The sequence below is a fragment of the Halomonas sp. Y3 genome, assembly GCF_024137965.1.
Taxonomy (GTDB): Bacteria; Pseudomonadota; Gammaproteobacteria; order Pseudomonadales; family Halomonadaceae; genus Halomonas; species Halomonas mongoliensis.
The window spans coordinates 2,413,166-2,432,810 of sequence record NZ_CP099975.1; the positions used below are offsets into that span (position 1 = coordinate 2,413,166).

Annotated in this window: 18 protein-coding genes; 10 read left to right on the forward strand and 8 right to left on the reverse strand. The window is 69.0% G+C overall.

Translation table 11 applies throughout. The features are described 5' to 3' along the window. Nucleotides 1-73: 73 nt before the first annotated feature. Complete coding sequence (locus NHL60_RS11535) at nt 74-1,174, reverse strand: WD40 repeat domain-containing protein (RefSeq protein WP_253443412.1); 1,101 nt, start codon at nt 1,172-1,174, stop codon at nt 74-76. A gap of 21 nt (nt 1,175-1,195) precedes the next feature. Further along, the gene (locus tag NHL60_RS11540) at nt 1,196-2,167 is read right to left on the reverse strand and encodes an OmpA family protein (RefSeq protein WP_253443414.1); all 972 of its coding nucleotides are present in this window, start codon (nt 2,165-2,167) and stop codon (nt 1,196-1,198) included. 185 nt (nt 2,168-2,352) lie between these two features. On the opposite strand from NHL60_RS11540, the gene NHL60_RS11545 reads away from it, so the two are divergent. The 5 genes from NHL60_RS11545 (at nt 2,353) to NHL60_RS11565 (ending at nt 7,538) form a co-directional block, all read left to right on the forward strand. Further along, nucleotides 2,353-2,856 (forward strand): molybdopterin-dependent oxidoreductase, encoded by a 504-nt coding sequence (locus NHL60_RS11545; protein ID WP_253443416.1) that lies wholly within the window; start codon nt 2,353-2,355, stop codon nt 2,854-2,856. Continuing rightward, entirely contained in the window at nt 2,856-4,283 is a 1,428-nt protein-coding gene (locus NHL60_RS11550) for a sensor histidine kinase KdpD (RefSeq protein WP_253443418.1), read from the forward strand. The genes NHL60_RS11545 and NHL60_RS11550 overlap by 1 nt, the downstream gene beginning before the upstream one ends. Beyond that, nucleotides 4,267-5,367 carry a response regulator gene (locus tag NHL60_RS11555; RefSeq protein ID WP_253443420.1) on the forward strand — a complete coding sequence of 367 codons (1,101 nt, stop codon included), beginning with the start codon at nt 4,267-4,269 and terminating at the stop codon, nt 5,365-5,367. The genes NHL60_RS11550 and NHL60_RS11555 overlap by 17 nt, the downstream gene beginning before the upstream one ends. Before the next feature lie 78 nt (nt 5,368-5,445). Next, a complete protein-coding gene (yejK, locus tag NHL60_RS11560) occupies nt 5,446-6,453 on the forward strand; it encodes a nucleoid-associated protein YejK (RefSeq protein WP_253443422.1) in 1,008 nt (335 codons plus the stop codon). A 128-nt stretch (nt 6,454-6,581) separates the two neighbouring features. Further along, the gene (locus NHL60_RS11565) at nt 6,582-7,538 is read left to right on the forward strand and encodes a GGDEF domain-containing protein (protein WP_253443424.1); all 957 of its coding nucleotides are present in this window, start codon (nt 6,582-6,584) and stop codon (nt 7,536-7,538) included. Here NHL60_RS11565 and trxC read toward each other — a convergent pair. Continuing rightward, nucleotides 7,450-7,890 (reverse strand): thioredoxin TrxC, encoded by a 441-nt coding sequence (gene trxC, locus NHL60_RS11570; RefSeq protein ID WP_253443426.1) that lies wholly within the window; start codon nt 7,888-7,890, stop codon nt 7,450-7,452. The two genes, NHL60_RS11565 and trxC, sit on opposite strands and share 89 nt — an antisense overlap. A gap of 155 nt (nt 7,891-8,045) precedes the next feature. Between trxC and NHL60_RS11575 the strand changes: the two genes are divergently transcribed. Then, the gene (locus NHL60_RS11575) at nt 8,046-9,839 is read left to right on the forward strand and encodes an ABC transporter transmembrane domain-containing protein (RefSeq protein ID WP_253443428.1); all 1,794 of its coding nucleotides are present in this window, start codon (nt 8,046-8,048) and stop codon (nt 9,837-9,839) included. 25 nt (nt 9,840-9,864) lie between these two features. On the opposite strand, the gene NHL60_RS11580 is transcribed toward NHL60_RS11575, so the two are convergent. The 4 genes from NHL60_RS11580 to NHL60_RS11595 are packed head-to-tail and all read right to left on the reverse strand — an operon-like array spanning nt 9,865 to nt 11,738. After that, nucleotides 9,865-10,167, reverse strand: coding sequence for a DUF1294 domain-containing protein (locus tag NHL60_RS11580; protein ID WP_253443430.1), 303 nt, complete (start codon nt 10,165-10,167; stop codon nt 9,865-9,867). Further along, a complete protein-coding gene (locus NHL60_RS11585) occupies nt 10,164-10,934 on the reverse strand; it encodes a metallophosphoesterase (protein WP_253443432.1) in 771 nt (256 codons plus the stop codon). Before NHL60_RS11585 ends, NHL60_RS11580 begins: the two co-directional genes overlap by 4 nt. Before the next feature lie 57 nt (nt 10,935-10,991). After that, nucleotides 10,992-11,399: a hypothetical protein gene (locus NHL60_RS11590; protein ID WP_253443434.1), complete on the reverse strand. Its 408-nt coding sequence runs from the start codon at nt 11,397-11,399 to the stop codon at nt 10,992-10,994. 21 nt (nt 11,400-11,420) lie between these two features. Then, nucleotides 11,421-11,738 carry a cupin domain-containing protein gene (locus NHL60_RS11595; protein WP_253443436.1) on the reverse strand — a complete coding sequence of 106 codons (318 nt, stop codon included), beginning with the start codon at nt 11,736-11,738 and terminating at the stop codon, nt 11,421-11,423. A gap of 180 nt (nt 11,739-11,918) precedes the next feature. On the opposite strand from NHL60_RS11595, the gene NHL60_RS11600 reads away from it, so the two are divergent. The 4 genes from NHL60_RS11600 to NHL60_RS11615 all read left to right on the forward strand — a co-directional run bounded on the left by NHL60_RS11600 (nt 11,919) and on the right by NHL60_RS11615 (nt 17,802). Next, entirely contained in the window at nt 11,919-12,269 is a 351-nt protein-coding gene (locus NHL60_RS11600) for a carboxymuconolactone decarboxylase family protein (protein WP_253443438.1), read from the forward strand. A gap of 259 nt (nt 12,270-12,528) precedes the next feature. Next, the gene (gene acnB, locus NHL60_RS11605; RefSeq protein WP_253443440.1) at nt 12,529-15,132 is read left to right on the forward strand and encodes a bifunctional aconitate hydratase 2/2-methylisocitrate dehydratase; all 2,604 of its coding nucleotides are present in this window, start codon (nt 12,529-12,531) and stop codon (nt 15,130-15,132) included. Nucleotides 15,133-15,346: 214 nt separating this feature from the next. Further along, complete coding sequence (gene rraA / locus NHL60_RS11610; protein ID WP_253443442.1) at nt 15,347-15,835, forward strand: ribonuclease E activity regulator RraA; 489 nt, start codon at nt 15,347-15,349, stop codon at nt 15,833-15,835. Between the two features lie 83 nt (nt 15,836-15,918). Beyond that, complete coding sequence (locus tag NHL60_RS11615; RefSeq protein WP_253443444.1) at nt 15,919-17,802, forward strand: glycerophosphodiester phosphodiesterase family protein; 1,884 nt, start codon at nt 15,919-15,921, stop codon at nt 17,800-17,802. A gap of 12 nt (nt 17,803-17,814) precedes the next feature. Here the strand turns inward: NHL60_RS11615 and ggt are convergent, their stop codons facing one another. Then, on the reverse strand, nt 17,815-19,641 hold the full coding sequence (gene ggt, locus NHL60_RS11620) for a gamma-glutamyltransferase (RefSeq protein WP_253443446.1): 1,827 nt from the start codon (nt 19,639-19,641) through the stop codon (nt 17,815-17,817). Nucleotides 19,642-19,645 lie beyond the last annotated feature (4 nt).

Consider the following 19,645-nt stretch of genomic DNA (forward strand, 5'->3'; position numbering starts at 1 on the left):
ATAGGCACAGGCTAGACGCAGATCGGTCCGGCGGCCCCCTTCATCCAAACGGGGCCACGACCACGCGAAACCACTAGATGCAAAGCTGAGTGGTCCACTCCTCCGGCTCGGTGGGGCCACGCCAGCACTGGTGCTTGCGCTCCACCCGCACCAGCTCCCAGAGGCTTTCCTCCCGCGGCTCGAAGGTGAGCCGGTAGCGCCAGGCCCGCAGGGCATCGTCCTTCAGGTTGCTCAGGGTCAACATGACGCGCACCTCCCCCGACTCCAGCATCCGCTGCTCGATCTGCTCCACGGTCACGGGGTTGGGCAGCTCCCGGCTGTAGTGCTCACGCGCCAGGGTCACGGGATCTCGCGCGACGGTCTCGCCGGGAAGATCAAGCTCCAGGTATTCCGTCGCGGTCTCGCCGGCCGGTTCAGCCGAGGCATCCTGCTCGTCGGTCTCCCGCCGCCAGACGCGCACAATGGGGGCGGGATAGGTGGCCGGCCGGCCCGCCCAGGCAAGATGTTCGCCCGCCTCACTCAGGGCGAGCGCATGGGCAGGCCCCTGCCGCGGCATGGGCAGCTCGTCGGCCGCCGCTTCGGCGGCGCTCGCGGTCAGGAGCCCCTCGGGGATCTGCTCGGCACGTTCGACCGCCTCGCCGGTCGCCAGGGAGTAGCGCTGGGCATCCCGGCCGCAGGCCGCCCAGACGCTCTCGCCATCGGCCGTGAAAGCGACCTCCCGGCATCCCAGGCTGCCCGCCAGGGAGTGCAGCAGCTTTCCCGTTGCCGGGTCCCAGAGCTTGAGCGACGCCTTCGGCACCACGCCGGGATTCCAGCTGGTGCTTGCCAGAACGCTGCCATCGGGGCTGAAGGCCAGGCCGGTGACGGGAAGCGTCCACTCCACCTCCGGGGAGCGGTGGCCGTCCAGCTGCCGTATCAGCCTGCCGGAGGCCACCTCCCACACCTTCAGGGTCGACTCCTCGGCGCTGGCCAGTCGCGTACCGTCGGGAGAGAGCGCCAGCTGTGTCGCGCTCTCCTCAAGCTCCAGCTCATGCTGGATGTCGGCGGCCTGCCAGCCCGCCGCCGTGGCGCCCTGGGCCAGGGCCGGCAGGATACCTGCCACCAAGCCCAGGGCGATGGCGTGTCGCCCCGCTCCCTGCCGAGCCCAAGCGTCAAGTCGCTCTCGAAACACCATTTTCTTCAGCTCCCGTGGCGCTCACTGCGCCATCTGCACCAGTTCCACCCGGCGATTACGACTGCGACCCTCTTCGGTCAGGTTGGTGGTGATTGGGGCCATCATGCCGGCCCCTGCCGCCTGCAGCCTGTCGCCTGAAATGCCGTGCTGATTCGTCAGGTGGTCCATTACCGAGGTGGCACGCGCCATCGACAGCTGGACGTTGTAGTCGTAGCTGCCGGTATTGTCGGTGTGGCCGACCACCAGCAGATGCAGGTCGGCGCGCTCCTGCATCAAGTCTGAAATGGTGGCAAGCGCATCGGCAGAGTCGGGCAGGATCTCGGCGCTGTCATGCTCGAACAGAATGTCCTGCACCGCCACTCGGCCATCTTCCATCAGGCCGGACGCCATCTCGTCTGCGGTGAGGGGCCGATGGTCCATGGCGGTCTCCATCTCTTCGGCTGTGACCACCGTCATGGAGACGGCCGCGCCGTCCACCCGGCGGGCGTTGAAGGCGGCGATACCCGCGAGCACCGTGCCGTCGGCCGAACGCACCGCGAGATAGCGGATGTCGCGATTCCCGGACGCAAAGTGACAGCAGCTGCGCGCACCACGTTCAAAGAGGCCGGCATTGTTGAAAAAGAGCCTTCCCGTCCCCCCGGAGAGCTCATCGTTGGAAGCCGCATAGAGCACCTCAAAGCCCCGCTCCTCCAGCGCTTGCCGATAGTTGCGCTTGACCTGGAGCGGGGTGATATTGGGATTATCAAAGGTATAGCTCAGCGACAGCACTTCGCCTTCCAGGCTCTCCATGCTCTCGATCCCGTCACCGTCGTAAGGGCCGGTGGGGATGCTGACCCGATCATATTCGCTTCGGTCGAAGTGGACGATGCTGGAGCCGGCAACGCGGGGAATCTCCGCGTGATCATAGGCGCCGTCGATATCTGCCTGGGCGACAACGAGAAACGATGTCGTCAATAGCGCGGTGGATGCCAGGGTCAAACGCTTTTTACGCATGGCAGGGCCTCTATATCAACGACTCATCGGCGGGCATATCGCCTTCAAGGCTAGTTCACTCTCGTGAGCCCGACCCCGTTCGTTTGCAGGGGGACAGAAAAAGCCTGCCAGACCAAGATGAAAGGTGAAGAGTACGCAGCATGGACTATGGTGAGACTGGCCAATACGACGATGAGGAGGCTTAGATGCCGAGACGCCAACTGCTATGGCTCGCTCTCCTGCTGCTGCCCATCGCCCAGGCAGCGGCCTCCCCTCTTGCGGCCCCTGAAGGCCCCCCTTTGCTCAAGGTGAGCGGTAACATCAGCCACACCAACAAGGCCAACGCGGCCCACCTCGACCGCGCCATGCTGGCGGCGCTGCCCCGCCATGAGCTCGAGACCTCCACTTCGGTGACCGACGGCGTCAACCGCTTCGAGGGCTTTCTGATGCGCGATCTGCTGGAGAAGCTCGGCGCCGAGGGAGAGACCGCCGCCGCGATCGCCCTCAACGACTATCTGATCGAGATTCCCATAGCGGACTTTCACGACTACGACGTGCTGGTGGCCGACACCATGGACGGCGAGGCGCTGACGCCTCGGGACAAGGGCCCGCTGTGGATCGTCTACCCCCGGGACGACCACCGTGAGCTGCAGGACATCCGCTATGACTATCGCTGGGTCTGGCAGCTGTATCGTCTCGAGATTCAGTGATGTCCTCGGGCCGTCCCGCCTATGTGCTCCCGGGAGTGGCGATCCTGGCCTTCGTCGCCTTCCTGAGCTTCGCCCTGTTTCGTCTCTTCCTGATCGAAGAGGACATGCGCGACAACGTCGACGAGAACATGCTGTGGGTGACGACCCAGGCCCAGGTGGCCAGCCATCGCTTCGAGCAGGCCGTCAGCCGCCAGGCGCTCGGCCACCCCCACGACTCGCCCTCGCTGCGGCTCGACGTCCTGTTCAGCCGCCTGATGCTGATGGATGAGGGGCCCCAGCGCCGCTACCTGCGCCGGGTCGACCTCGAGGCGCCCCTGGACGATGTCCTGGCACGCCTCGAGGCCATCGACGCCCTGATGCAGCCGCCGGCAGAAGGTGTTGCCGAGCGCGCCCGGGCCATTCAGCGCGAGCTCGACCCGCTGATGACGGGACTCAACCGTATCGCCACCGGTGTGATGAAGGAGGAGTGGGAGGCCACCGGCGCCCGCCTCGACCGCTATCACGCCAGCCTCCTGCAGGTAATTGCCGCGGCGGTAGGCATCCTGATCTGTGGCCTGCTGCTGACCAGCCTGCTGATCCACGCCCTGCGCCAGCGGCGCACGGCTCAGCGGGATCTGATGGCCCACCGCGACCACCTGGAAGAGGAGGTCGAGCGTCATATCGGTCGCTACCGGCAGACCGCCGAGGCGCTGGCCCGCTCGCTGAAGCGCGAAAAGGGGGTCAGCGAGTTCTACCGCAGCTTCGCCGGCATGGTCTCCCACCAGTTTCGCACGCCCCTGGCGGTGATCGATTCGGGGCTGCAGCGGCTGATTCGCCGTCACGACGACATGCCGCCGGCACAGCGCCTGGAGCGCTATCACCGGCTCCGCGAAGCGGTGGCACAGATGACGCGCCTGGTGGAGAGCTCCCTGACCGCGGCACGCCTCGACGGCGACCAGGTGGAGTCGCGCCCCGCCGCCTGCAGCCTCACCGACCTGGTGGCGCAGGCGTGCCGCCTCCAGCGGGAAGCCCACGGCGAAGCGCGTCTCCAGGTGTCGGAACCGCAGGCGCCGCTGGAGGCCTGGTGCGATCGCAGCCTGGTGGAGCAGATCCTGGCCAACCTGCTCTCCAATGCGCTCAAGTATTCCCCCGCGGCTGAACCGGTCAGGGTGCAGCTGGGCGCCGAGGGTGCCAGGGTCTATTGCCGCATCGAGGACCACGGCATCGGCATCCCCGACGAGGAGCTGCCGCGCCTTTTCGAACGCTTCTTTCGCTCGAGCAACGCCCGGGGGATCTCGGGCCTCGGCCTGGGCCTGAACATCGCACGCCACCTGGCCCGGCTCCAGGGCGGCGACGTCACGGTGTCTTCCGTGGAAGGCGAAGGCACCACCTTCACCCTCTGGCTGCCCGCCGCGACCGGGAGGAATCAGGATGTGGAACCCAGCTGATCACGACACCCAGCTCGGTGTGATCCTCTGCGCCGAGGACCAGGACTCCCTGCGCACCGATATCTGTGACGAGCTCAGGGAGGCCGGCTACGGCGTGCTGGAGGCGACCAACGGCGACGAGACCCTGCGCCAGATTCATGCCGCCACCCCCGACCTGATCCTCTGCGACATCAATATGCCGGGGCCCAACGGCTACGAGGTGCTGGCCGAGATACGCCGCCAGCGCCCCGACCTCGCCGACACCCCCTTCGTCTTTCTTACCGCCCTGAGCGACGCCCGTGAGGTCGTGGAAGGCAAGCGGCTGGGCGCCGACGACTACCTGGTCAAGCCCGTCGACTTCGACCTGCTGCTGGCCACCGTGGAGGCGCGCCTGCGCCAGGTGCGCCGCATGCGCGACAAGGCCGCTCGGGAGGTCAACGAGCTGCGCTGCGCCATGGCCAGGCTGCGCCAGCAAACATCCTCCCGAGCCTTCGACAGCGCGACTCGCGCGCTGGACCTGGTCGCTCCGGGCATGCTGCTGCTGGATGTTCGCGGCCGGGTACTGTTCGCCAACCGCGCCGCCCGGGCGCTGGCCTGCGCCGATAACGGCCTGCAGCTGAGCGATACCCTCGTCTCCACTCACCCCGCCCGGGCGCAGCAGCTGCGTCACACCATTCGCCTGGCGCTGGCCGCCGATTCGGAGCAGGAGGTGCACTGCCTGCGCCTGCCGCGCCAGGGCGAGCGGCGCGACCTGCTGCTCATCGCCTGCTCGCTGGGCGCCGAGTCCGACGACCTCCCGATGCCACAGCCGACCGCCGTGGTGGTACTCGCGGATCCCGAGCAGCGCACGCATATGCCCCAGGAGGTGATCGCTCATCTTTTCGGGCTCACGCCCACCGAAGCCAGAATTGCCCTGGCGCTCGCCGACGGGCTGCGCACCGAGCAGATCGCCACGCGCATGGGCATCACCTCCACTACGGTGGCTTTTCATCTGCGCAACCTCTTCCAGAAGACCAGCACCCACCGCCAGGCCGAGCTGATTGCCGTCATCCTGACCGGCGCCATGACGGCAGCCCTGGAGCAGAAAGCAGTCGGCCACCGGTAGCGACATCCTTCCGCACAGCGGGAAGCGCATGCCGGTGGTATCATCCGGCCCCCGCTGTCCGACGCTGCAGGAGCCCCCATGCCGATTCTCAACGCCATCGTCCACCGCATCGAGAAACCCGATGGCGCCGCGGCCAGACTGCTGGCGGCCGAGCAGCCGCTGCCGCCGAGCGACGCCCTGGATGCGCTGCTGGAAGGGCTCAACAAGGCCTACCACGCCAAGAGCAAGGCGTGGGGGCACTTTCGCGATGCCGACGATGCCGAGGGTGCGGCCCCCTCCTCCCTGGCCGGGGAGCTGGCCGACTATCTCGCCGAGCGGCGGGACTTCGTTGCCCTGACCCGCGCCATCGCCGAACGCCTGGCCCCCCTGGTGGAAGCCCACCTGCCTCTGGGCGGCGACCTGCTCTGCCTGGACACGCGCTTCAGCGACGCCCGTTTCCTGACCCTGGCCCTGCTCCATCACCGGGAGGGCTTTGCCGTGGACGACACGCTCCGCGTGACCCCGGCGCGCCAGCTCAACCTGGCCCAGATGAGCCTGGCGGCGCGCCTCGACCTGGCTCAGTGGCAAGCCGGCGACTCCCGCCAGTATCTCTCCTGGACCCGCGACCGGGGCGGCAAGGCGCTGGCCGAGGGCTTCGCCGACCTGCTGGGCGCCGCGGAAGGGGTGGACGCCTCCGGCGAGACCCGCACCCTGCTCAAGGCCTTCAGCGACTACGTGGAGCGCGAAGACCTGCCCGAAGAGGCGAGCCGCGAGAAAACCGAAGCGCTGATCGAATACGCCAGCGACCAGGCCAGCCGCGGCGAACCCATCACCCTGGAGGAGCTCTCGGAGGTCCTCGACGAGCAGCAACCCAAGGCCTTCTATGACCATATTCGCAACGCCGACTATGGCCTCTCGCCGGCGATCCCGCCGGATCGGAAGACCCTCAACCAGTTCAAGCGCTTCGCCGGGCGCGCCGGCGGCGTCTCGATCAGCTTCGACTCTCACCTGCTCGGCTCGAGCGTGGAGTATGACGAGGAGCACGACCGGCTGATCATCAAGCAGGTACCCAAGCAGCTGAAAGCACAGCTGAAAGGGGAAGGTTAAGGCGGCCCGGGATGAGCCGGGCCATCCTCGGAACATGGCGAAATCGCTGTGTCTGCCCGGCAGCCCCTGATCTAGAGTGGACCCAGACGACGTGAATCACGCCAGCGGACCGCCATGGGGCATCGCCGATGCGCATCATTCCCGGGGTTCATGCCACCCTTCACCACTTCCGGCCGCACCGCCTGCCCTGGCTGCTGGCCGGCAACGGCTATCTGCTCTGCGCGGCTCTGATCGTGATCGCCGTTCACGATACCCTGCCCCCCGGGCTGCTGCTGGCCGGCCTGCTTCTGCTGCTGCTCAACGGCCTGCTGGGCTGGCTGGCGATCACCTACCTCAACCGGCTGCGCCGCCAGCAGCTCGCGCTGCTGCTGGAGGAGCGGGCGACCAACCGGCGCCTCACCGAGGAGATCAAGGAACGCCGGGCCCTAGAGGCCCGCCTGCGCCAGATGGCCTGCACCGACGCCCTGACCGGCATTGCCAACCGCCGGCATTTCTTCGAGCTGGCCGAACAGGAGCTGCGCCGAGCGCGACGCGACGGCACGCCGCTGGCGATCTGCATGGTGGACGTGGACCACTTCAAGCGGCTCAACGACCGCTACGGCCATGCCGTCGGCGATGAGGTGCTCAGGCAGGTAGCCGCCGGCTGCCGCAGCGTGCTGCGGGAGTGCGACGTGCTCGGCCGCTACGGCGGCGAGGAGTTCGTGATCGCACTGCCCCTTACCGATCTCGCTACCGCGGCGTGCGTTGCCGAGCGGCTGCGCCAGCGAATCAGCACCCTGGCGCTTCCCCAGCTGGGTCCGGAAACGCCGCTGAGCGTGACGGTCGGCGTCGGCGAGCTGGCGAAGAGCGAGACGCGCCTCGACGACGCCCTGCTGCGCGCCGACCGCGCCCTCTACGCCGGCAAGGCGGCGGGACGCAACCGCGTAGTGGTCGCCGGCCTGCCACCGGCGGGCCAGCCGCCGCGCCTCGCTGCCACCCTCTGGCGGCCGGAGCTCACTACCCTGCTAGATGGGGTGCCAGCCACTGCCGCAGCTGTGCAGGCTGCAGCAGTCCCGGCTGCCGAGCCACCTCCTGACCGTTTCTGAATACGATCAGGGTAGGAATGCTGCGGATGCCGAAGCGCCCAGCCAGGGGCTGCTCTGCCTCGGTGTCGAGCTTGGCGAAGCGCATGCGCGGCTCCAGCTCACGAGCCGCCTCGGCGAAGATCGGCGCCATCATCTTGCAGGGCCCGCACCAGGCGGCCCAGAAGTCCACCACCACCGGCAGCTCGCTGCGCTCCACCAGGGCACGGAAGTTAGTCTCGGTCAGCTCGACCGGCTCACCAGTGAAGAAGGGGGACTTGCACTTGCCGCACCTGGGGCCATCTGCAAGGCGCGCCTGGCTAACGCGGTTGATAGCGTGGCAGTGCGGGCAGCCCAGGGTCAAGGTGTCGGACATGGGAATCTCCGGATCAAAGGGGGACGAAGGGAATATGGTGCTCGGCACCGGCGCCTTCAAGCGGCATCGCGTCGCGCCCAAGCCGCCCCTCATGCAGCCGGGCCAGTAGCCTGCTATGGTCGCAGCACGCTCCGCGACTTCCCACGAGGCATGGAATGGACTCACGCCCGCACCCCAGGGTGCTGCTGCGCCTGCTCGGCCTGCTGGCCCCCTATCGCTACCGCCTGGCCCTGGCCGGCCTGGCCCTGCTCGCGGCCTCGGGCAGCGTCCTGCTGCTCGGCCAGGGGCTGCGCCTGGTGATCGACCGCGGCTTCATAGCCGCCGACGGCGACGCCCTGGGCCGCACCCTGGGGCTGATGCTTGCCGTGGTGTCGGTGCTCGCTCTGGCCTCGGCGCTGCGCTACTACCTGGTGACCTGGATCGGCGAGCGGCTGGCCGCGGACCTGCGCCGCCGGGTCTTCGACCACCTGCTGACCCTGGAGCCGGGCTTCTTCGAGAGCGCGCGGGCCCCCGGCCAGGCTGCCGGCGAGATCACCTCCCGGCTCACCGCCGATACCAGCGTGCTGCAGAGCCTCTTCGGCTCCTCGGTGTCGCTTGCCCTGCGCAACCTGCTGATGCTGGTCGGCGCGGTGGCGCTGATGGTCGCGACACAGCCCTGGCTCTCGGCCATCGTCCTGCTCGGCATTCCCGCCACCGTGCTGCCGATCCTGTGGTTCGGACGGCGGGTGCGCCGCCTCTCCCGCACCAGCCAGGACCGGGTGGCCGAGCTCGGCCGCTATGCCGACGAGGCGCTCTCCGGCATCCGCACCGTCCAGGCCTTCACCCACGAGGCGCGCGACCGGCGCGACTATGCCATGCGGGTCGAAGAGGCCTTCGCCAGCGCCGTGACTCGCACCCGCCAGCGGGCCTGGCTGACCGGGCTTGCCATGCTGGCAGTCTTCACGGCGGTGGGCATCATGCTCTGGCAGGGCGGCCAGGCGGTGCTGGCCGGCACCATGACCGCCGGCGAGCTCTCGGCCTTCGTCTTCTATGCGGTGCTGGCGGCCGGCGCCGTGGCGACCCTGGCCGAAGTGGCCGGCGACGTGCAGCGGGCCGCCGGCGCGGCAGAGCGCCTGCTGGAGCTGCTGGATACCCGGCCACACATCGCACCCCCGCTCCACCCGGTAGCGTTGCCTGCGCCACTCGCCGGCGAGCTGCGCTTCGAGGGTGTGCATTTCACCTACCCGGGGCGAGAGACCCCGGCGCTGGCCGGCCTCGACCTGACCATCCGACCGGGCGAGCGAGTCGCTCTGGTGGGGCCCTCCGGGGCCGGCAAGAGCACCCTGCTCGCCCTGCTGCTGCGCTTCCACGACCCCGACGCCGGCACCCTGCGCCTGGACGGCATCGACCTGCGCGACCTGGACCCCGGCGCGCTGCGCTCGGCCCTGGGCCTGGTGGCCCAGGAACCGGTGCTCTTCTCAGGCACGGTGGCCGACAATCTGCGCTACGGCGACCCCGATGCCGATGCCGAGGCCCTGCGCCGTGCGGCCCGGGACGCCAACGCCCTGGCCTTTATCGAGGCGCTGCCACAGGGTTTCGACACCCCCCTCGGCCCCGGCGGGGTGCAGCTCTCGGGCGGCCAGCGCCAGCGCCTGGCCATCGCCCGGGCGCTGCTCAAGGATCCGCGGGTGCTGCTGCTCGACGAGGCCACCAGCGCCCTGGACGCCGAGAGCGAGCGGCTGGTGCAGCAGGCCCTGGACCGGCTGATGGCGGGGCGCACGAGCCTGGTGATCGCCCACCGGCTGGCCACGGTGGTGGCGGCGGACCGGCTGCTGGTGCTGGATGAGGGCCGCCTGGTGGCCGCCGGCCGCCACGCCGAGCTGATGGCGTCGAGCCCGCTCTACCGCCACCTGGCCGAGCTGCAGTTCGGACGGTATGCCGGCCCGGCAGTCGCGAGCACCCCCATGTGAACGCCGTGGAGAGTCGGCAAGCCGACTACCCGAGGCCCACCAGCCGGCTCAGCCCCGCGGCGGCCTCTGCCGTGGCCAGCCACGCCACCAGGCCGACATTGAGCAGCACGCAGCCCCAGAGGATGGCGCCGAAGGGCTGCTTGCGGGTCTTGTGACGGAAGGCGCGCCGCGCCAGCAGCGCCCCAGGCCAGCCCCCCGCCAGGGCCACCAGGTGCAGGGTCGACTCGCGGATGCGGCGGCGATCGCGCCGCGCCGCCGCCTTGTCGATGCCATAGAGGAGCAGGGCCGCCAGGCTCGCCGGCAGGTAGAGGCCGATCAGCCAGGTCATATAGCCGGCACCTCGATGATCAGATCCGCTGTGAACAGCGGCGGGTCGAACTCGTCGGGATAGCCGCCAGGGTTGGCGACCACGCGAGTGCCCTCGATCTCCAGATCCACCGGCTCATGCACATGGCCGTGGACCCAGAGGTCCATGCGGCCCATCAGCCGCGGCAGATGGGAGGCGAAGGCCGGCGAAAGGGCATCACCGCGGTAGCGCGGCGGAATACCCTCGGCCAGGGGGGCATGGTGGCTGATCACCACCCGGGGACCGCTGAACGGCTCCGCAAGCTCCGCCGCAAGCCAGGCCAGCGCCTCGGCATGCAGGCGGCGGCTCTCGGCCGGGGTGAAGACCTCCCCTTCCGGCTGCTCGATGATGCGGAAATCCGGCATCAGGGCCAGCGCCCTGGCCTCGGTCAGCGCCGGGTCGTGATCGGGCTGGTCGGCATGGAGGGCGAAATCGGTCCATAAGGTCGTGCCGTGGAAACGTACACCGCCGAGGGTCAGGGTGTGATTGTCCAGCAGGTGGATGCCCAGCCGGGCGGCCTCGCCGGCCAGTTCACGGCGCAGGGCCGGCATGCAGGTGCCGTAGAACTCGTGGTTGCCGGGTACATAGAGGACCGGCGTGCCCGCGAAGCGCTCCGCCGCCCAGCCGAGGCCTCGCGTACCGGCATGGATATCACCGGCCAGGATTACCGCATCGGCGCTGACCTCCGGCAGCTCCCTCGCAGTGTCGAAGTGTTCCAGATGAAGATCCGAAAGTACCCTCAGGCGCATCGTCGGTCCCTTGCAGCGAGCCATTTCGGCCAGTGTGATACACCCGCCGGAGGAACTCTACTGCCCGGTCAGCACCTCGAGGACTCGCCGGGTCCCCTCCCGGTTACGCCGCTGCTGGTCGCGATACGCCTCGGTGTCGATCTCGGGCCAGCGCTCGCCGCGGCGCTTCACCACCGGCAGGCCCGGCTCACCGTGGTGCCAGAGCCGGTGGGGCACCTCCACCTCCCGGACCCCGCCGCCGTCCAGGTCGACATGCCAGACATGGTGGTAGTCCCTGGGGCGGCGGTGGGTCCCCGGCGCGTCGAGGCGCAGCAGCCTGGGGCTGCGGGTCGTCTCGACCAGGGTGCCGCTCCAGGCCTGGCGCGCCTCCCGGGCCGGCGCCAGCCACAGCTGCCAGGCCGCCACCGGCAGGGCCAGGACCACCAGCAGCAGGATGCGGCGAAGCGTGCGTGGGACCTTCTCCATGTGTGCCTCCCTGGTGCCGCGCTACTCGTAGTGCACCGCCAGCCAGACGGTCGCCTCGTCCGGCTCGGTCCAGGCGACCCGGTGCCGTCGGTGGGCGAGGATCAGCAGATGGTCCCCCGGGCCGAGCGTCACCTCCTCGCCCTCCTCGAAGGCGACCACGCCGCGCCCCTGGAGCACCAGCACCCACTCGTGGCGCGGCTGGTCGTACCAGCCGCTCTCCGGCGAGGCATGCCCCCGGGAGACGATGCGCTCCACCGTGACCGAGTTCCCTTTGACGAGCTCCTCGAAGCGCTCCTCGGGGAGAGTGTCGGGAATCCCCTCGAACAGGTTGGCTACCATCGTCAGCTCCTCTTCAGCCCTTGATGACACCTTAGCAGCCACCGCAGGTCCTGCGCCCCGAGCCACGGACGCGATGCGGCGATTTGACCCGCGACAATACGGGAGATGCCGTGGCATGGTAGTTTCAATCTATCAATCGACCGTTTAGTTATATCCCGCCACTCATCGAGGAGAATCGCCATGCACAAGGATTGGAAAAAGACGACCCAGGATCTCTCGGCCCTGATGCAGGAGGTCGGCAAGGGCAACCCCGACGTCGTCAAGGGCTTTACCCAGATGGCCAAGGGCGCCAACAAGGACGCGGCCCTCTCCCACAAGCACAAGGAGCTGATGGCCCTGGCCATCGGGATCAGCGTGCGCTGCGAAGGGTGCATCGCCTTTCACGCCAAGGCGGCAGCCGAGCTGGGGGCGACCCGCGAGGAAGTGATGGAGATGATCGGCGTGTGCATCTACATGGGCGGAGGCCCCTCCTTTACCACCGCCGCCCAGGCGCTGGAAGCCTTCGACGCCTTCGTCGCCGAGCGCGATTGACGCTGTCGGCGCCGGTGCCTGCCGGCGCCAAGCGCTTCCTTTTCGGCGACGTCCGCTGTAGTCAAACCCACACAGCGCCGACCAAAGTGCAAGGCCCCGCGGGGCGGGGCTTGCTTAACATTGTCGACAGCTTACCGTAGAATCGCGGCCAACTGGACGGGGGGTGCCGTACCCCTGACTCCCGCGCCAGAGGAGCCGTATCGGCAGGTTACGTGCCGGGTCGGGTCACTCTGGCTTCACTAGCAATGAGGGCCCCAACGTGCTTGAAGCCTATCGCCAACATGTCGAGGAGCGCGCCGCCGAAGGCGTGCCGCCGAAGCCGCTGAACGCTGAACAGGTCGCCGCACTGGTCGAGCTGCTGAAGAACCCGCCGGCAGGTGAAGAGGAGTTTGTCCTCGACCTGATCACCAACCGCGTTCCGCCGGGTGTTGACGAGGCCGCCTACGTGAAGGCCGGTTTCCTCACCGCCATCGCCAAGGGCGAGGCCGAGTCGCCGCTGATCGACAAGGTCCACGCGGTCAAGCTGCTCGGCACCATGCAGGGCGGCTACAACATCGTCTCCATGGTCGAGCTGCTGGACGACGCCGAGCTGGCCAAGGAAGTGGGCGAGCAGCTCAAGCACACCCTGCTGATGTTCGACGCCTTCCACGACGTGGAAGAGCGTGCCAAGGCCGGCAACGCCGTGGCCAAGGACGTCATCCAGTCCTGGGCCGACGCCGAGTGGTTCCTCTCCAAGCCCGCCCTGGAAGAGAAGATCACCCTCACCGTCTTCAAGGTGCCCGGCGAGACCAACACCGACGACCTCTCCCCCGCTCCCGATGCCTGGTCGCGCCCGGACATCCCGGTGCACGCCAACGCCATGCTCAAGAACGAGCGTGAGGGCATCAAGCCCGAGGTGCCCGGCACCACCGGTCCGCTCAAGCAGATCGAGGAAGTGAAGGCCAAGGGCTTCCCGGTCGCCTACGTGGGCGACGTGGTCGGCACCGGCTCCTCGCGCAAGTCCGCCACCAACTCCGTGCTGTGGTTCTTCGGTGACGACATCCCGAACGTGCCCAACAAGCGCGCCGGCGGCTTCTGCTTCGGCGGCAAGATCGCCCCGATCTTCTTCAACACCATGGAAGATTCCGGCGCCCTGCCCGTGGAGATGGACGTCTCCAAGCTCGAGATGGGCGACGTCATCGACGTCTACCCCTACGAGGGCAAGGTGTGCAAGCACGGCACCGACGAAGTGCTCAGCACCTTCGAGCTCAAGACCCAGGTGATCCTGGATGAAGTCCGCGCCGGCGGCCGTATCCCGCTGATCATCGGCCGCGGCCTGACCACCAAGGCGCGCGAGTCCCTGGGCCTGCCCGCCTCCGACGTCTTCCGCCTGCCCGAGCAGCCGGTCGACACCGGCAAGGGCTACACCCTGGCTCAGAAGATGGTCGGCAAGGCCTGCGGCATGGAGGGCGTGCGCCCGGGCATGTACTGCGAGCCGAAGATGACCACCGTGGGCTCCCAGGACACCACCGGGCCGATGACCCGCGATGAGCTCAAGGACCTCGCCTGCCTCGGCTTCCAGGCCGACCTGGTGATGCAGTCCTTCTGCCACACCGCCGCCTACCCGAAACCGGTGGACGTCAACACCCACCACACCCTGCCCGACTTCATCATGAACCGCGGCGGCGTTTCCCTGCGCCCGGGCGACGGCATCATCCACAGCTGGCTGAACCGCATGCTGCTGCCCGACACCGTGGGCACCGGCGGCGACTCTCATACCCGCTTCCCGCTGGGCATCTCCTTCCCGGCAGGCTCCGGCCTGGTGGCCTTCGCCGCCGCCACCGGCGTCATGCCGCTGGACATGCCGGAGTCCGTGCTGGTGCGCTTCAAGGGCAAGCGTCAGCCTGGCGTCACCCTGCGTGACCTGGTCCACGCCATCCCCTACTACGCCATCCAGAAGGGGCTCTTGACCGTCGAGAAGTCCGGCAAGAAGAACGCCTTCTCCGGTCGCGTGCTGGAGATCGAGGGCCTCGAGGACCTCACCGTCGAGCAGGCCTTCGAGCTCTCCGACGCCTCCGCCGAGCGCTCCGCCGCGGGCTGTACCATCACGCTGTCCGAAGAGAGCGTGAGCGAGTACCTGAAGTCCAACATCACCCTGCTCAAGTGGATGATCGCCAACGGCTACGGTGACGAGCGCACCATCAGCCGCCGCATCCAGGGCATGGAAGAGTGGCTGGCCAACCCGAGCCTGATGCGCGCCGACAAGGACGCCGAGTACGCCGAGGTCATCGAAATCGATCTGGACGAGATCGACCAGCCGATCCTCTGCGCCCCGAACGATCCGGACGACGCCCGCCTGCTCTCCGACGTGGCCGGCGAGAAGATCGACGAGGTCTTCATCGGCTCGTGCATGACCAACATCGGTCACTTCCGCGCCGCGGGCAAGCTGCTCGAGAAGCAGCCGGCCGGCAGCCTGAAGACCCGTCTGTGGTTGGCCCCGCCCACCAAGATGGACCAGCACCAGCTGACCGAGGAAGGCTACTACGGCATCTACGGCCGCGCCGGCGCACGCATGGAGATGCCGGGCTGCTCGCTGTGCATGGGTAACCAGGCTCGCGTTGCCGCCAAGAGCACCGTGGTCTCCACCTCCACCCGGAACTTCCCGAACCGCCTGGGCGACGGTGCCAACGTCTACCTCGCCTCCGCGGAACTGGCGGCCGTGGCCGCCGTGGAAGGCCGCCTGCCGAGCGTCGATGAATACCGCCGCTACATGGGCGAATTCGACGCCATGGCCGGCGAGATCTATCGTTACATGAACTTCCACGAGATCGAGGAGTATCAGAAGATCGCGTCCAACGTGATTCCGGTCGCTCAGGAAGCCTGATCGCCGCTATTCTGATATCCTCAGCTTCGACTCCGATGCTCGCAACATCGAATGGCCGCCTCCGCGGCGGCCTGAGCCGATGACAGAAGCGCCCCTCCGGGGGCGCTTTTTTCGTCTGGTCTCCCACCAAAGCCGTCCTGCGGCGCCCCTGCGGGCTGTGGCATCATCGGGCCTGACGCCTTTCCGCAACCCGAGCCCAAGCAAGGAGCCCGACGTGAGCCATATCATTACTCCCGATATCTGCGACGCCCACCCCGAAGTGCGCGTTCTGGACCCGCTGTTCGTGAACTTCGGCGGCCGCGAGTCCTTCTGCGGGCCGATCCGCACCGTGAAGTGCTTCGAGGACAACTCCCTTGTCAAGGAGGCGGTAGCCGAGCCCGGCGAGGGGGCGGTGCTGGTGGTGGACGCCGGAGGCTCGACGCGCTGCGCCATGCTGGGCGACATGCTGGCCGAGCAGGCCGCCGACAACGGCTGGAGCGGCGTCATCATGTACGGCTGCGTGCGCGACGTGGACGTGCTGGCCGAGACCGAGCTGGGCGTCCAGGCGCTGGGCGCCCACCCCCGCAAGAGCGAGAAGCGCGGCGAAGGCCAGCGGGATATCCCGGTGACCTTCGCCGGCGTGACACTCTCCCCGGGCGAGTGGCTCTACGCCGACAACAACGGCATCGTGGTGGCCAGCGAGCGCCTGCCGCTGGAGGGCTGACTGCCCGCTGAGGCGCCGGGCCCTTGCGGTCCGGCGCCCCCGGGTGTCACCCTTGACCCCATACTCCTGACACTGACGATGCCATGCTGGCTCTCGCACAGCTGAACCGGGACCTGCTGCGCACCCTGCGCGAGCACCTGCGCCCGCTGATCGCCTATCATCTCTTCTTCACCCTGCTGGCCTCGCTGCTGCTGCTGCCGGCGGTGGCCTGGACCCTGACCCACCTGCTGGCCCGCTTCGGCCGCACCGTCATCACCAACGCCGAGCTCATCGATATCCTGATGAGCGCGGGCGGGGCGCTGTGGCTGCTTGCCGCCGTGGGCCTCACCTTCCTGGTGCTCTACCTGCAGCAGGCCGGGATGATCCTGGTGGCGGCCCGCCCCCGGGACAACCATCTGCGCCTGGCCTTCGAGGCGCTCTGGTGGACCCTGCGCCGACTGCCCCAGCTCGCGGCCCTGGTCGTGGTTCAGGTGGGGGCGCACCTGCTGCTGCTGATTCCGGTGGCGCTCGCCATCGCCTGGCTCTACGGCACCTTCCTGGGTGGGCTCGACCCCTACTATGTGCAGCGGGTGCGCCCTCCCGCACTCTGGCAGTTCCTGGCCATCAGCCTGCCACTGGTGCTGGCCTGGGCGGCGATCGCCGCCACTCTCTACTTTCGCTGGATCCTGGCCCTGCCGCTGGTGGCCATGGAGGGCATCTGGCCCCACCAGGCGCTGGCGCGCAGCCACCGACTCACCCACGGTCGCAAGGGCCCCATCGCCCTGGCGGTGGTCGGCCTGCTGCTGCTGATCATCGCCCTGCCCTTCCTGACCACCCTGCTCTTCGACCGCCTCTTCACCCCGCTGCTCTGGTGGCTGCCCGAACGCAATGCCGTCCTGATACCGGCGACCCTGGCCTATCTCACCGCCTATGTGCTGATCACCCTGGCCATCACCTTCGTCGGTATTGCCGCCAACGCCCTGCTCTCGGTCTGCCTCCTCCTGCGCCTGGCCCACCGCGAGCCGCGCCCGGCGCCGCCTCCCAAGGGGGCGCATCCGGGGCGCCTGGCCTGGGCCCTGGAGCTCGGGGTGATCGCCTTCGCCCTCTCCCAGGCGTGGCTGATCGTCAACAGCTTCGAGCTGCGCGACGAGGTCGCCATCATCGCCCACCGCGGCAGCTCCATGGCCGCCCCGGAGAACACCCTGGCCGCCGTGGAGCAGGCCATCCTGGATGGCAGCGACTACGTGGAGCTGGATGTGCGCCTCACCGCCGACGACGAGATCGTGCTGTTCCACGACCGCAGCCTCACCCGGCTGACCGGCGATCCGCGCGACCTCGGCGAGCTGACCCGGGAGGAGCTCGACGGCTTCGACGTGGGGAGCTGGTTCGGCGACGCCTTCCAGGGGGAGCGGATACCGGGCCTCGACGAGGCCCTGGCGGCGGTGCGCGGCAGGAGCGCCCTGATGATCGACCTGAAGCCCGACCCCGGCCGGGAGCTGGCCCTGGCCGAAGGCGTGTTGGCAAGGCTGCACCGGGAAGCGCAGCTGAGGCGAGCCTGCCATGAAGAGGCCCCGGACCCCCAGGCGGCGGCGGCCTGCGGCGACCCCGACGTGATCGGCGAGACCCGACTGGCCACCATGTCACCGGCCCTGGCCCGAGAGATCAAGGCCCGGGAACCCGCGCTCAGAGTCACCCTGCTGGCCCAGCTGATCCTGCCCGGCACCCTGGACCGGCGCGGCTTCGATGCCCTGGGGCTGCGCCACAACCGCATCACCGAGAACGAGATCCGCCTGGCCCGGCGCTATGGCTACGAGGTCCATGCCTGGACCATCAACGACCGGGCGCGGATGTCTCAGCTGATCGACCTCGGCGTCGACGCCATCATCACCGACCGCCCCGCGCTGCTCGCTGAGCTGCTGGACGACCGCCGCGAACTCGGCGACGGCGCCCTGCTGCTGGTGAAGCTCAGGAACTGGCTGCGCTCCTGATGGCCAGAGGGGCTAGTCGCCCATTACCACCCCTTCCCGGCGCGGGTCGGCGCCGCCGAAGAAGCCCGTCTCGGTGCGCTGGATCGCCTGCAGGCCGCTGACCAGCTCGCGCTCGCTGGCGTCGTGGCCACGGGCGTTGAGCGCCTCCAGGGTGTCGGTAGGGAAGCGCCCCTCCTCCAGGAACACCGGCCCGCCCAGGGTGATGGCGTGGGGCAGGTCCAGCGCCTCCTGGGCATCCAGCCCCCAGTCGAGCATCGCCACCAGCGCCTTGGCAGTGTAGTGGATGATCGCCGCCCCGCCGGGCGAGCCCAGGCTCGCCACCAGCTCCCCGCTCTCGCGGTCGAACACCAGGGTCGGGCTCATGCTGGAGCGGGGCCGCTTGTTGGGCTCCACCCGGTTGGCGATGGGCCGGCCATCCTCATCCTCCGGGGCGAAGGAGAAGTCGGTCAGCTCGTTGTTGAGCAGGTAGCCGCCGGCCAGGCCGGTGCCGCCGTCGGCGAGGATCCGCGAGCCGAAGGCAGCCTCGATGGTGGTGGTCATGGCGATGGCGTTGCCATGCTCGTCGACGATGCTGATATGGCTGGTGCCGTACTCCGGCTGCTCGGGCTGGCTGGCCCAGGTCACGGCGAGCTCCCCGGGATTGCCGGGCGCTGCCCCGCCGCTGCCCAGGCTCTCCTCGCCGATCAGCGCGGCGCGCAGCGCCAGGTAGTCGGGCGCAAGCATCACCGACCAGTCTCCGCCCGGAGCCTCCACGAAGTCCGGATCGCCGATGTAGCGGCCGCGGTCGGCGAAGGCCAGCCGCGAGGCCTCGAGGAACTGGTGCAGCCAGGGCTCGCTGGGCACGCCCTCCGCCACGGGCGTCTCCACCTCGAGCAGGTGCTCCAGGATGCCGAGGATCTGCATCACGGTGAGATGCCCCGATGAGGGCGGCGGGAAGCCGCAGACCTCGTATGCCTGCCAGGCGGTGCAGATCGGGTCGCGCCGCTTCGCCGCGTAGCCGGCCAGATCCTCGGCGGTGATGGCGCCAGCGCGGCTGTGGTGGCCCTGCACCCGGGCCACCAGGTCCTCGGCGATGGGCCCCTCGTGGAGAGCCCGGCTTCCCTGCTCGGCGATCTCGCGCAGGATGGCGGCCAGGGCCGGGTTCTTCAGCCGGGTACCGGCCTCGAGGGGCTCGCCGTCCGGGTAGTAGAAGGCGCCGCCCAGGGGGTCGTCGCGCAGCGGCTGCTCGCTTGCGAGGCTGGTGGCCAGGCGCGGGCTCACCGCGAACCCCTCTTCCGCCAGCCGGATCGCCGGGCCGAAGAGCTCCGCCCAGGGCAGCCGGCCGTGCTCGGCGTGGGCCAGCTCCAGCATGCGCACGGTGCCGGGCACCCCCACCGAGAGCCCGCTGGCGGCGGCCTCCATGAAGGGCAGCGGCTCGCCCTCCTCGTCGAGGAAGAGCTCACCGCTCACGGCGGCCGGCGCGGTCTCGCGGCCGTCATAGGCGGCCACCTCGTCACCGTCGTGGTGCATCAAAAAGGCGCCGCCGCCGATCCCGCTGGACTGGGGCTCCACCAGGGTCAGCACCATCTGCACCGCCACGGCGGCATCGATGGCACTCCCCCCCGCTTTCAGGACCTGGTAGCCGGCGTCGGTGGCCAGGGGGTTGGCGGCGGCCACGGCGAAGCGCTCCGTGGCCCAGCCGGGCTTCTCCTGGGTCTCGGAGGCGACCTCGGGGGCGATGGCCGGCAGGTCGTACTGGAAGGCCACCTCGGCTTGGGCGGCGAGCGGCAGGCCGAGCATCAGGGCGGCGGTCACCGGCACCAGCAGGCGGCGGCGGAAGGGAACGGCGGGCAGGGTCATGGAC

What these genes read in the sequence shown, in the direction of transcription:
- NHL60_RS11540 (WP_253443414.1), bottom strand. Translation starts at nt 2,167, where the DNA reads ATGCGTAAAAAGCGTTTGACCCTGGCATCCACCGCGCTATTGACGACA.
- NHL60_RS11535 (WP_253443412.1), bottom strand. Translation starts at nt 1,174, where the DNA reads ATGGTGTTTCGAGAGCGACTTGACGCTTGGGCTCGGCAGGGAGCGGGG.
- NHL60_RS11555 (WP_253443420.1), top strand. Translation starts at nt 4,267, where the DNA reads ATGTGGAACCCAGCTGATCACGACACCCAGCTCGGTGTGATCCTCTGC.
- NHL60_RS11585 (WP_253443432.1), bottom strand. Translation starts at nt 10,934, where the DNA reads ATGCGCCTGAGGGTACTTTCGGATCTTCATCTGGAACACTTCGACACT.
- NHL60_RS11550 (WP_253443418.1), top strand. Translation starts at nt 2,856, where the DNA reads ATGTCCTCGGGCCGTCCCGCCTATGTGCTCCCGGGAGTGGCGATCCTG.
- NHL60_RS11565 (WP_253443424.1), top strand. Translation starts at nt 6,582, where the DNA reads ATGCGCATCATTCCCGGGGTTCATGCCACCCTTCACCACTTCCGGCCG.
- NHL60_RS11600 (WP_253443438.1), top strand. Translation starts at nt 11,919, where the DNA reads ATGCACAAGGATTGGAAAAAGACGACCCAGGATCTCTCGGCCCTGATG.
- NHL60_RS11615 (WP_253443444.1), top strand. Translation starts at nt 15,919, where the DNA reads ATGCTGGCTCTCGCACAGCTGAACCGGGACCTGCTGCGCACCCTGCGC.
- NHL60_RS11545 (WP_253443416.1), top strand. Translation starts at nt 2,353, where the DNA reads ATGCCGAGACGCCAACTGCTATGGCTCGCTCTCCTGCTGCTGCCCATC.
- trxC (WP_253443426.1), bottom strand. Translation starts at nt 7,890, where the DNA reads ATGTCCGACACCTTGACCCTGGGCTGCCCGCACTGCCACGCTATCAAC.
- ggt (WP_253443446.1), bottom strand. Translation starts at nt 19,641, where the DNA reads ATGACCCTGCCCGCCGTTCCCTTCCGCCGCCGCCTGCTGGTGCCGGTG.
- yejK (WP_253443422.1), top strand. Translation starts at nt 5,446, where the DNA reads ATGCCGATTCTCAACGCCATCGTCCACCGCATCGAGAAACCCGATGGC.
- NHL60_RS11575 (WP_253443428.1), top strand. Translation starts at nt 8,046, where the DNA reads ATGGACTCACGCCCGCACCCCAGGGTGCTGCTGCGCCTGCTCGGCCTG.
- NHL60_RS11580 (WP_253443430.1), bottom strand. Translation starts at nt 10,167, where the DNA reads ATGACCTGGCTGATCGGCCTCTACCTGCCGGCGAGCCTGGCGGCCCTG.
- NHL60_RS11595 (WP_253443436.1), bottom strand. Translation starts at nt 11,738, where the DNA reads ATGGTAGCCAACCTGTTCGAGGGGATTCCCGACACTCTCCCCGAGGAG.
- NHL60_RS11590 (WP_253443434.1), bottom strand. Translation starts at nt 11,399, where the DNA reads ATGGAGAAGGTCCCACGCACGCTTCGCCGCATCCTGCTGCTGGTGGTC.